This is a genomic window from Pseudomonas solani (assembly GCF_026072635.1).
Classification (GTDB): domain Bacteria; phylum Pseudomonadota; class Gammaproteobacteria; order Pseudomonadales; family Pseudomonadaceae; genus Metapseudomonas; species Metapseudomonas solani.
This window is the reverse complement of record NZ_AP023081.1, coordinates 1,441,100-1,453,266: the sequence shown is the minus strand read 5'-3', so window position 1 is coordinate 1,453,266 and position 12,167 is coordinate 1,441,100. Positions and strand designations below refer to the sequence as shown.

Genomic DNA, 12,167 nt, shown 5'->3' with positions numbered 1-12,167 from the left:
GGATTCCTCCAGTCAGTTCTCATGCGTGAACCAGGCGTCGCTTCGGGACAGGCGCCAGGCGAAGGCGCCAAGGCTCAGGCCGCGCAACAGCATAAAACAAAGGAACGCCAGCCATAGGCCATGGTTCCCCTGTGCCTGCAGCAGCCCCCCCAGGGGCAGGCTCAGTGCCACCGCCAGCAGCATGGCATCGCGCATCTCGCGGGCCCGGGTGGCGCCGATGAACAGGCCGTCCAGCAGGTAGCTCCACACCGCCACCAGGGGCAGCACCGCCAGATAAGGAAGATAGACGTGAGCGACCGCGCGCACCTCCCCGATGTCGCTCTGCATGTCGATGAATAGCCCCCCGGCCACAGCGAAGAACAGCGCGAAGGCCAGGCTCGCCAGCAACGACCAGGCACCGGCCACCAGCAGCGCGCGGCGCAGTTCCAGGCGGTTGCGCGCGCCGATGGCGTGGCCGCACAGGGCCTCCACCGCATGGGCCAGCCCGTCCAGGGCGTAGGCGGTCACGAGCAGGCCGTTGAGCAGCAGGGCGTTGGCCGCCACCGTGGCGTCGCCCATGCGCGTGCCCTGCACCGTCAGCAGGAAGAACACCAGTTGCAGCGCCAGTGAGCGGATGAAGATGTCGCGGTTCACCGTCAGCAGCGGGCGCCAGGCGCGCCACAGGCGCAGGGCCGGCCAGTCGATGCGCCCGGGGTGGCGGCGCAGGGCGCCACGGGTCAGCGCCAGGCCGATGGCCGCGCCCGTCCACTCGGCGATCACCGCCGCCTGGGCCGCGCCGGCCACGCCCAGGTCGAGCCCGAGGACGAACCACAGCGCCAGGGCGATGTTGGTCAGGTTGGTGCCCAGCAGGATGGCCAGCGGCGCCCGGGCGTTCTGGGTGCCGAGGAACCAGCCCACCAGCGCGTAGTTGGCCAGGGCCGCCGGCAGGCCCAGCAGGCGCAGGTGGAAGAATTCCCGGGTCATGGCGTCCAGCTCGGCCGAGGGGTTCATCAGCCCCAGGGCCAGGCTGCTGAAGGGCACCGCCAGCAACCCCAGCAACGAGGCCAGGCCCAGCGCCAGGCCCAGGCCCTGCAGCAGCACCTGGCGCAGCGCGCCGCCATCGGCGCGGCCGGCGGCCTGGGCGGCGAAGCCGGTAGTGCCCATGCGCAGGAAACCCAGCACCCCGAGCAGCAGCATATAGAGGGTGCTGCCCACCGCCACGGCGCCCAGCTGGTGGGCATGGGGCAGGTGGCCCACCACTGTGCTGTCCACCAGCGCCACCAGTGGCACGGAGATGTTGGACAGGATCATCGGCGCGGCCAGCGCCCAGACCCGGCGATGGGTGGGAACGTGCCGCCAGGCATCGAGAAAGGCGCGCATTCTGAGGCTCCGGAAGGGCTGCGCAGTATAGCGTTGCAAAAGCGTGAAAAAGGGGGCTTTACGGACGCCGGGGCTCGTCTATAGTTGCCGCGCGCGCACCTGCGCGTCCCCTCCCCGGAGTCACCATGTCGTCGTACAAAGGATTGTTACTGGCCCTCTCGCTGGGGCTTCTTGCCGCCTGCGATTCCTCCACCCCCGAACACACCGCCGAGAAGCCACCCGCCCCGCCTGCCGCCGTCCAGGAGCAGCGCGCGCCGGCCGATGTCGGGGCGCTGGCCAAGCGTTTCGCCGGCCGCGAGCTCAAGGTGGTGGACGTTTCCGAAACCCAGCTCGACGGCTCCAGCACGCTGGCCGTGACCTTCTCCGTGCCCCTGGACCCGGAGCAGCCGTTCGCCGAGCGCCTGCACCTGGTGGACAGCGAGCGCGGCAAGGTGGATGGGGCCTGGGAGCTCTCCGACAACCTCATGGAATTGCGCCTGCGCCATCTCGAGCCCAAGCGTAACCTGGTGCTGACCGTCGACCCCGGCGTGCGCGCGGTCAACGACGCGCGCCTGGCCGCCGAGAGCGTCACCCACCTGCAGACCCGTGATCTGCAGGCCACGGTCGGCTTCGCCAGCCAGGGCTCGCTGCTGCCCACCCGCCTCGCCGAAGGGCTGCCGGTGATCGCCCTCAACGTCGACGCGGTGGACGTGGACTTCTTCCGCGTACGCGCCGATTCGCTGCCCGCGCTGCTGGCCCAATGGGGCCGCCGTGGCACCCTGGGCGTCTGGGAGGCCGACAACCTGCTGCAGATGGCGGACCTGGTCTACACCGGCCGCTTCGACCTCAAGCCGGCACGCAACACCCGCGAAACCCTGCTGCTGCCCATCGCCGGCCTCGAGCCGATGAAGCAGCCCGGCGTCTATGTCGCGGTGATGCGTCGCTCCGGCAGCTACAGCTACTACACCCCGGCGACCCTGTTCAGCCTCAGCGACATCGGCCTCTCCGCCCACCGCTACCAGGACCGCCTGGACGTCTTCACACAGGCCCTGGAAGGCGGCAAGGCCCAGGCCGAGGTCGAACTGGAACTGCTCGGCGACAAGGGCCAGGTCCTCGCCAAGGGCAAGACCGATGGCCAGGGCCATACCCAGCTGCCGCTGACGGGCGAAGCCCGCGTGCTGCTGGCGCGCCAGGGCGAACAGACCAGCGTGCTGCGCCTGGATACCCCCTCGCTGGACCTCTCCGAATTCGACATCACCGGGCCCCAGGCCACCCCGCTGCAATTCTTCGTATTCGGCCCGCGTGATCTCTATCGTCCCGGCGAGACCGTGCTGCTCAACGCCCTGCTGCGTGACGGCGACGGCCGCGCGGTGGCGGGCCAGCCGGTGACGGTCGAGGTGCGCCGCCCGGACGAGCAGGTCAGCCGCCGCTTCGTCTGGAACCCCGACGAAGGCGGGCTCTACCAGTACCAGTTGCCGCTCTCCGGGGACTCCCCCACCGGCCGCTGGCAATTGCTGATGGACCTGGGCAACGGCCACAAGGAACTCTACGAATTCTCGGTCGAGGACTTCCTCCCCGAGCGCCTGGCCCTGGAGCTCAAGGGCAGCGACGAGCCCCTGGCGCCGGACGACGCGGCGCGCTTCCAGGTCGAAGGCCGTTACCTCTACGGCGCGCCGGCCTCGGGCAACCGCCTACTGGGCCAGCTCTACGTCCGTCCCCTGCGCGAGGCGGTGGAAAGCCTGCCCGGCTATCAGTTCGGCTCGGTGACCGAGGAGGAACTGAACCAGGACATCGAGCTGGATGAAACCACCCTCGACGAAGCCGGCAAGGGCGCCCTGGAAATCGACAGTCGCTGGGCCAGCGCCCGCTCGCCCTTGCAACTGACCCTCCAGGCCAGCCTGCAGGAAACCGGCGGCCGCCCCATCACCCGACGCCTGCAGCAGCCGGTCTGGCCGGCGCCGCGCATGCCCGGCCTGCGCACCCTGTTCGACGGTGAGGCGGTCGATACCGACAGCCTCGCCGAGGTGGAGCTGCTGGTGGCCGACCCGGCCGGCAACAAGCTGGAGGCCAAGGGCCTCAAGGTGCGCCTGGTGCGCGAGCGTCGTGACTACTACTGGAACTATTCCGACGGCGAAGGCTGGAGCTACCACTACAACGAGAAGTTCTTGAACGTCGACGAGCAATTGGTCGACGTCGCCGCCAACGGCACCACCAAGGTCAGCTTCCCGGTGGAGTGGGGCGCCTACCGCGTCGAGGTCGAAGACCCGCAAAGCGGTGTTATCAGCAGCCTGCGCTTCTGGGCCGGCTACCGCTGGCAGGACAACACCGACGGCGGCGCGGTGCGCCCCGACCAGGTCAAGCTGGCGCTGGACAAGCCCGCCTACGGCGAAGGCGAGGTGGCCAAGGTCACCGTCACCCCGCCCGCGGCCGGCAGCGGCTACCTGCTGGTGGAGTCGGCTGACGGCCCGCTCTGGTGGCAGAGCATCGAGGTGCCCGCCGAGGGCAAGGCCTTCGAGATCCCCATCGCCCGCGAATGGGCGCGCCACGACCTGTACGTCAGCGCCCTGGTGGTACGCCCCGGCGAGCGCAAGGAGCGGGTCACCCCGCGCCGCGCCGTCGGCCTGCTGCACCTGCCCATCGACCGCGCCCAGCGCAAGCTGGCGCTGACCCTCAGCGCCCCGGAGAAGATGCGCCCCAGCCAGCCGCTGGCGGTGCATGTGCAAGCCAGGAACGCCGATGGCAGCCCGGCGCGCCAGGTGCGTGTGCTGGTCGCCGCGGTGGATGTCGGCATCCTCAACATCACCAACTACGCCACGCCGGACCCCTTCGCCGCGCTGTTCGGGCGCAAGGCCTATGGCGCCGACCAGCTCGACGTCTATGGCCAGCTCATCGAAGCGGGGCAGGGGCGCCTGGCATCCATCGCCTTTGGCGGTGACGCCGGCCTCACCGCCGGTGGCAAGCGTCCGCAGACCCAGGTGCGCCTGGTGGCGCTGCAAAGCGTGCCGCTGACCCTGGACGACAAGGGCGAGGGCGAGCTCAGCCTCGATATCCCCGACTTCAACGGCGAACTGCGCCTGATGGCCCAGGCCTGGAGCGACGACCGCTACGGCATGGCCGAAGCCAAGACGGTGGTGGCCGCGCCCCTGGTGGCCGAACTCTCGGCGCCGCGCTTCCTTGCCGGTGGCGACGAAACCACCGTGGCGCTGGACCTGACCAACCTCTCCGGCAAGCCCCAGGCACTGGATGTGCGCCTGGAAGCAGAAGGCCAGCTGCGCCTGTCCGACAGCCCCGGCAGCCAGACCGCACCGCTGCAACTGGCCGACGGCCAGCGCACCACCCTGCGCATCCCGGTGCGCGCCCTAGGTGGCTACGGGCAGGGCCGGCTCAAGGTCTCGGTCAACGGCATGGAGCTGCCCGGCGAAACCCTGCAACCCTTCGCCCGTGACTGGACCCTGGGCATCCGCCCGGCCTGGCCGGCGCTGGTGAAGAACTTCCGCGCGGTGCTCAAGGGCGACAGCTGGAGCCTGCCTGCCGGCACCCTGGACGCCTTCGAGCCGGCCGGGCGTGAAGCGTTGCTGGCCGTCTCCTCGCGCCCGCCGCTGAACATCGGCGAGCAGATCCGCGCCCTGCGTGCCTACCCCTACGGCTGCGCCGAGCAGACCACCAGCGGCCTCTACCCCTCGCTCTATGCGGATGCGGCGACCCTGTCGCGCCTGGGCATCGAAGGTGAGAAGGACGAAGCGCGCCGCCGCGCCATCGAGATCGGCATCGAGCGCCTGCTGGGCATGCAGCGCTACAACGGCAGCTTCGGCCTGTGGAGCGCGGAGAGCGAAGAGGAGTACTGGCTCACCGCCTATGTCAGCGACTTCCTCCTGCGCGCCCGTGACCAGGGCTTCGCCGTGCCCGCCGAACCGCTGAAGCGCGCCAACGAGCGCCTGCTGCGCTACCTGCAGGAGCCGAGCCTGATCGAGGTCTCCTACAGCCAGTACCCCGGCCACAGCCGTTTTGCCGTTCAGGCCTATGCCGGCTACGTGCTCGCCCGCAGCCAGCAGGCGCCCCTGGGGGCCCTGCGCAGCCTGTACGAGCGTCGCGCCGATTCGCGCTCCGGCCTGCCGCTGGTGCAACTGGCCGTCGCCCTCAAGGCCATGGGCGACCAGCCCCGCGCCGACCTGGCCCTGGACGCCGGGCTCGCCGTGCAGCGCGACGACACTTTCTGGCTCGACGACTACGGCAGCCGCCTGCGTGACCAGGCGATGATCCTCGCCCTGCTGGAAGAGAACGACCTCGCCGGCGATCGCCGCGAAGCGCTGCTGTTCGATCTCGCCGACCTGCTGGCCTCCAAGGAGTGGCTGTCGACCCAGGATCGCAACGCGCTGTTCCTCGCCGGCCGCAGCCTGCTGGGCAAGGCCGAGCCGCAATGGCAGGCCAGCCTGGAAGTGGCCGGCCAGCGTCATGCCCTGGACAACAACCGGGGCGGGCTCAAGCTGGACGAGGCGCAACTGGCCGAACCCCTGACCCTGGCCAGCCAGACCAAGGCGCCGCTCTACCAGCGCCTGACCCTGTCCGGCTACCCGAGCCAGGCGCCCAAGGCGGGGGGTGAGAACTTCACCATCCACCGCGAGTACCTGGGCATGGACGGCAAGCCGCTGGATATCCGCAACCTGGAAAGCGGCCAGCTAGTGCTGGTGCACATCGGCATCGAGGCCAAGATGCGCGCGCCCGACGCCCTGGTGGTGGACCTGCTGCCCGCCGGCCTGGAGCCGGAGAACCAGAACCTGGGGCAGAGCGCCGCCAGCCTGCAGGACGCCAGCAGCGAGGTTAAGGAGTGGCAGGAAGCGATGCAGAACGCCGCGATCAAGCACCAGGAATTCCGTGACGACCGCTTCGTCGCGGCGGTGGATATCCGCGAGTACGAACGCACCCACCTGCTGTACCTGGCCCGCGCCGTAACCCCCGGCCGCTACCGCGTGCCGCCGCCCCAGGTGGAGTCGATGTACCGCCCGGAATGGCAGGCACTGGGCGATGCGCCGGAGGAAATGGTGGTCAAGGCCCGCTGAGGCTATTCGAGTAGGCCTCGTGTTCGCGAGGGTGACGGTCAGGTGCCGTCATTCCCGCGAACGTGCCGCTCATTCGTAGGATGGGTAGAGCGAAGCGAAACCCATCATCAGGTCGCCTCGAAGCGGCCTGTCGCACGGTCCCACTTCGGAGCCCTCATTCTTGTCGTTCCCCTCCACCTTGCACCGTGCCCGTCGCCTGCTGAAGCGCCGCTGGGTTGCGCTGCCGTTGCTGCTCCTTGTGCTGCTCGGGGGCGCCGACCGGCTGTTCCCGCTGCCCCTGCCGGCGGACGACCAGGCGCGGGTGGTGCTGGCCGAGGACGGCACGCCGCTGTGGCGCTTCGCCGATGCCGAAGGCGTGTGGCGCTACCCGGTAACCCCGCAGCAGGTCTCGCCCTATTACCTGGAGGCGCTGCTCGGCTACGAGGACCGCTGGTTCTACCGTCATCCCGGGGTCAACCCGCTGGCCCTGGGCCGTGCGGCCTGGCAGAACTTCAGCGATGGGCGCGTGGTGTCCGGTGGCAGCACCCTGTCGATGCAGGTGGCGCGGCTGCTCGACCCGCACCCGCGCACCTTCGCCGGCAAGCTGCGCCAGCTGTGGCGCACCCTGCAGCTGGAGTGGCACCTGTCCAAGGACGAAATCCTCACCCTCTACCTGGACCGCGCGCCGTTCGGCGGCACCCTGCAGGGGGTGGCTGCGGCGAGCTGGGCCTACCTGGGCAAACCGCCGAGCCAACTGACCCGTGCCGAGGCCGCCTTGCTGGCGGTCCTGCCCCAGGCGCCGAGCCGCCTGCGCCCGGACCGCCACCCCCAGCGCGCCACCGAAGCCCGGAACAAGGTGCTGCAGCGCCTCGCCGGCTACGGCATCTGGCCCCAGGTAGCGGTGGACGAGGCACTGGAAGAACCGGTGCTGCTGGCGCCGCGCCGGGAGCCGAGCCTGGCGCCGCTGCTGTCGCGACGGCTGAACCGGCCGGGCAGCCCGCCGCTGATCCGCACCACCCTGGACGCGACCCTGCAACGGCGCATGGAGGACCTGCTGCTGGGCTGGCGTGCGCGCCTGCCCGAGCGCACCTCGGCGGCGATCCTGGTGGTGGAGCACTCGACCATGGCGGTGCGCGCGTACCTGGGCTCGGTGGAGATGGATGACGCGCGCCGCTTCGGCCATGTCGACATGGTCGGCGCCCTGCGCTCGCCGGGTTCCACCCTCAAGCCCTTCCTCTATGGCATGGCCCTGGACGCCGGGCTGATCCACTCCGAATCCCTGTTGCAGGACGTGCCGCGCCGTTATGGCGACTACCGCCCCGGCAACTTCTCCAGTGGTTTCAGCGGGCCGGTGGCGGCCAGCGACGCCCTGGCCACCTCCCTCAACCTGCCCGCCGTGCAACTGCTGGAAGCCTATGGGCCGAAGCGCTTCGCCGGCGAGCTGCGCAGCGCCGGCCTGCCACTGGTGCTGCCGGCGGGGGCGCAGCCGAACCTGGCACTGATCCTCGGCGGGGCCGGCGCGCGTCTGGAAGACCTGGTGGGGGGCTATGCCGCCTTCGCCCGCCAAGGCCGCGCCGCCGCACCGCGCCTGCAACCCGACGACGCCCTGCGCGAAAAGCGCCTGCTGTCGCCCGGGGCGGCCTGGATCGTGCGGCGCATCCTCTCCGGCCAGGCGCAGCCCGAGCGTGACCCGCACGCGCTGCCACCGCTGCGCCCGGCGCTGGCGGTGAAGACCGGCACCAGCTACGGCTTCCGCGACGCCTGGGCCATAGGCGTGGGGCCGCGCTACCTGGTCGGTGTATGGATCGGCCGCCCCGACGGCACGCCGGTGCCCGGCCAGTTCGGCCTGGCCTCGGCAGCGCCCTTGCTGGTGCAGGTGCACGACGTGCTGCTCAACCGCGACGTCCAGCGCGGCCTCGCCCAGCCGCTGGATGAAAAGCCCGCCTCGGTGGGCATCGCCGCCATCTGCTGGCCCCTCGGGCAGGCGCTGCCCCAGGGCGACCCCAACTGCCGCCGCCAGCGCTTCGCCTGGACCCTCGACGGTACCGTGCCGCCGACCCTGCAGGCCGCCGACCAGCCCCTGGGCCTCGGCCTGCGCCAGCCGCTGTGGCTGGACGCCCAAGGCTTGCGCACCGCGCCGGACTGCCCGGGCGCCACGCGCCGCGACCTCGATCTCTGGCCCGCCCCGCTGGAGCCCTGGTTACCCCGGCGCGAGCGGCGTTCGGCGCTGCTGCCGGCGGTTTCGCCCACCTGCCCGCCGCCCCTGCCGCCGGCGGCCGCGCCGCTGACCATCGTCGGCCTCCGCGCCGGCGGGCAGCTGCGGCGCCCGGCGGCCAGTGACGGGCCGCTGCGGGTGCGCCTCTCGGCCCTAGGCGGCAGCGGCCGGCGCTGGTGGTTCCTCGATGGCCAGCCACTGGGTGAAAGCGCCGCCGATGCCGCCTTCGACCAGGTGATCGAAGGCCTCGGCCGGCACCAGCTGAGCCTGCTGGACGAAGCCGGCGCTACCGCTCGTCTGGAGTTCCGCGTGATCGAATGAGTTTGGACTCAAGTAGGGATATCCCTTGGGCGATAACAGCTTGTACATTTCAGTCGGATGAATTGTCCGATTCTCTGTATACAATCTGCCGCCGTCCTCACCGAGCCCCTATAAAAATTCCAAGGAGACACCTCCATGCGCCTCTGGCAACGCAGTATTCAGTGGCAGCTGATCCTCAGCATGGGCGCAGCCCTGCTGGCCAGCATCCTCATCGTGGTCGGAATCTATTCCGCCGTGGTCAACCGCCTCACCGACCGCTACCTGGTGGGTGAAGCCTTGCCCAAAAGCACGCTGGCGATCCGCAACGACCTCGAGCGGGTACTGGCCGAGCCGCTCACCGCGGCCCAGGGCATCGCCCAGAACAGCCTGGTGCATGACTGGCTCAGCGCCGGCGAGGACGCCGCGCGGCAGCCGGACTTCGTCCGCTACCTGTCGGGCGTGCAGGGCCAGCAGAAGGCGCTGACCACCTTCCTGGTGGGGCTGGATTCGGGCAACTACTACACCGACAAGGGCCTGAACCGCACGCTGACCCGCGGCCCCCAGGAGAACAACTGGTTCTACGGCTTCGTCGATGGCAGCAAGGACCGCTCGCTGGACATCGACGTCGACGCCAGCACCCACCAGCCGACCCTGTTCATCAACCAGCGCGTCTCCGCCGGCGGCAAGACCCTGGGCGTCGCCGGCCTGGGCTACAGCCTCAGCGGCATGAGCGACCTGATCCGTAACTTCCGCTTCGGCCAGAACGGCCGCGTCTACCTGGCCAGCGCCGACGGCAAGGTGAAGATCCACCCGCAGTCCGAATTCAACGACACCCGCACCTTGCAGGAGCTGACCGGTGCCGATGCGGCCCGCCACTTGTTGCAAGGCGAGGGCAAGGCCGTGACCTTCGAGCGTGATGGCGAGGCCTTCCTGGCCCTGGCGCAGCCGCTGCAGTCCATCGACTGGGTGCTGGTGAGCGAGGTGCCCGAGGCGGAGATCTACGGCGAGGCGCGCCAGGCGCTGGTGATGACCAGCCTGGTGGGCATCGGCGTGGCGCTGCTGTTCCTGGTGCTGGTGGTGTTCCTCGCCCGTGGGCTGGTGCGGCCGATCCGCCAGGTGACCTCCGCGCTGGTGGAGATCGGCGGTGGCGGCGGCGACCTGACCCGACGCCTGAACGACAACCGCGCCGACGAACTGGGCGACCTGGCCCGGGGCTTCAACCGCTTCCTCGAAGGCCAGCGCAGCCTCATCGCCGAAGTCCTGTCCACCAGCCAGAGCCTGCGTACCGCCGTGGGCCAGGTGGCCACCGTAGTCGACAACACCGCCGGCCGCGCCGTGCAGCAGCAGGAGATGACCGACATGGTCGCCACCGCCGTGCACGAGATGGGCCTGACGGTGCAGGAGATCGCCCGCAACGCCGGCAACGCCGCCCTCAGCTCGCAGCAGGCCCGCGACGAGGCGCTGCAGGCGCGCAAGGTGGTGGGCGAATCCATCGGCCATATCGAGCGCATGTCCGGCGAGATCAGCGGCGCCGCGGGCGCGGTGACCGAACTGGCCACCCAGGTGGCGTCCATCGACCAGGTGCTGGCGGTGATCCGTGGCATCTCCGAGCAGACCAACCTGCTGGCGCTCAACGCCGCCATCGAAGCGGCCCGCGCCGGCGAGATGGGCCGTGGTTTCGCCGTGGTGGCCGACGAGGTGCGCACCCTGGCCAGCCGTACGCAGTCGTCCACCGACGAAATCCAGCAGATGATCCAGCGCCTGAAGTCCGGCGCCGAGACGGCCGTGACCTCCATGCATGCCGGCCAGTCGGCCACCGGCACCGGTGTCGAGGCCAGCCAGCGCACCGGCAGCTCCCTGTCGGCGATCACCGAGCAGATCGAGAAGATCAGCGACATGAACCACCAGGTGGCGGCCGCCACCGAGGAGCAGTCGTCGGTCACCGAGGAGATCAACCGCAACGTCCAGGGCATCGCCGACCTGGCGGGTGCCACCGCCGGTGAAGTGCGGGCCTGCCGCGAGGATTGCCAAGTGCTCAGCCGCCTGGCCGATGACCTGGCGCGGCAGATGGGCAGCTTCCGTCTCTGACGGGCCGCCCGGAGGAAGGGCTCAGGCCGTTTCCAGGCGGTCGCGGCCCTTTTCCTTGGCCTGGTAGAGCGCGTCGTCGACGCGCTTGAAGAAGGCCTCGGCATCACCGTCGCGCTGCGGGTCGTAGCAGCCGACGCCGAGGCTGGTGGTCAGCGGCAGGGTTTCGCCCTTCACCACGAAGCCCTTGGCCGCCAGGTCGCGGCGGAAGTCCTCGGCCAGCTTCGACGCCTGTTTCAGCCCGGTCTCGGGCATCAACACCCCGAACTCCTCGCCCCCCAGGCGCAGCAGCGCATCGCTGTCGCGGCGGAACACCTCGCGCATGCGTTCGGCGAACTGCTGCAGGCACAGGTCGCCCATGGCGTGGCCGTGCTCGTCGTTGATGCGCTTGAAGAAGTCGATGTCCAGCAGCACCAGGGACAGCGGCGAACCCTGGCGCGCGGCGCTGGCGACCATGGCGGGGAACAGGTTGTTGAACTGGTAGCGGTTGCCCAGCTGGGTGAGGCCATCGGTGCGGCTCAGGGCGTCCAGGCGCTGGCGCTGCTCGAGCAGTTGCAGCTCCAGTTCCAGGGTGCCCTGGTACTCGCGGTGGCTGCGCGACAGGGCCAGCAGCAGGTAGCTGAGGTAGAAGGCCAGGGTCACCAGCTCCGCGCGCATCGACTCGGGGTGGATGCCCAGGGCCACCAGGCCCGGCAGGTAGAGCAGCAGGATGGCGACCACGGCGCGGCCCCGGCGCATGGCGAAGTTGAAGGCCATGGCGGTGCTGAAGGCGATGGTGCTGAGGGTGGCGATGATCCGCGAGTCGCTGAAGTCCGGGTTCAGCAGCAGCCAGGCGTGGGCCAGGCCCCAGGCCAGGCAGGTGGCCAGGATCAGCGTCCAGTGGCGGTTGAGCCAGCCCAGCAGTTCCAGCTCCGAGCCGTTCTTCGGCGGTACGTGGGCGATGCGCCCGGCCATCATCAGGGCGAAGAACAGGGTGCCGGCCAGGCCGACTCCGAGGTACTGCAGGGGCGTTGCGCTGAACAGCCAGGAAAGCAGCCAGGCCAGCAGGTAGTAGAGGCCGCCGAGGCGCGTGCGGATGCGGGTGTCCTGGATCTCGCGCCAGAGGGCGAAACCCTCCGGTTGTTGCGGCAGCTCTGCGTCAGTCATGTGCTGTGATCACAAATACGGCTGGATGCGCAGAGCTTATCGCGTTC

5 protein-coding genes and 1 pseudogene are annotated in these 12,167 nt (G+C 70.1%); 4 read left to right on the top strand and 2 right to left on the bottom strand.

Annotation, left to right across the window (positions count from 1 at the left end; genetic code table 11):
• Positions 1-12 precede the first annotated feature (12 nt).
• Positions 13-1,359: an MATE family efflux transporter gene (locus tag PSm6_RS06765; RefSeq protein ID WP_021219699.1), complete on the bottom strand. Its 1,347-nt coding sequence runs from the start codon at positions 1,357-1,359 to the stop codon at positions 13-15.
• A 125-nt stretch (positions 1,360-1,484) separates the two neighbouring features.
• Between PSm6_RS06765 and PSm6_RS06760 the strand changes: the two genes are divergently transcribed.
• The 4 genes and pseudogenes from PSm6_RS06760 (at position 1,485) to PSm6_RS30415 (ending at position 10,977) form a co-directional block, all read left to right on the top strand.
• Positions 1,485-6,395, top strand: a complete 4,911-nt coding sequence (locus tag PSm6_RS06760) for an alpha-2-macroglobulin family protein (RefSeq protein ID WP_043246851.1) — start codon at positions 1,485-1,487, stop codon at positions 6,393-6,395.
• Positions 6,396-6,591: 196 nt separating this feature from the next.
• Positions 6,592-8,910, top strand: coding sequence for a peptidoglycan glycosyltransferase PbpC (gene pbpC, locus PSm6_RS06755; protein ID WP_265170507.1), 2,319 nt, complete (start codon positions 6,592-6,594; stop codon positions 8,908-8,910).
• 135 nt (positions 8,911-9,045) lie between these two features.
• A pseudogene (locus tag PSm6_RS30420) lies at positions 9,046-10,110 on the top strand (HAMP domain-containing protein); the annotation flags it as partial.
• 129 nt (positions 10,111-10,239) lie between these two features.
• Positions 10,240-10,977: a methyl-accepting chemotaxis protein gene (locus PSm6_RS30415; RefSeq protein WP_371877109.1), complete on the top strand. Its 738-nt coding sequence runs from the start codon at positions 10,240-10,242 to the stop codon at positions 10,975-10,977.
• Between the two features lie 21 nt (positions 10,978-10,998).
• Here the strand turns inward: PSm6_RS30415 and PSm6_RS06745 are convergent, their stop codons facing one another.
• Positions 10,999-12,120 (bottom strand): GGDEF domain-containing protein, encoded by a 1,122-nt coding sequence (locus PSm6_RS06745; RefSeq protein WP_043244595.1) that lies wholly within the window; start codon positions 12,118-12,120, stop codon positions 10,999-11,001.
• Positions 12,121-12,167 lie beyond the last annotated feature (47 nt).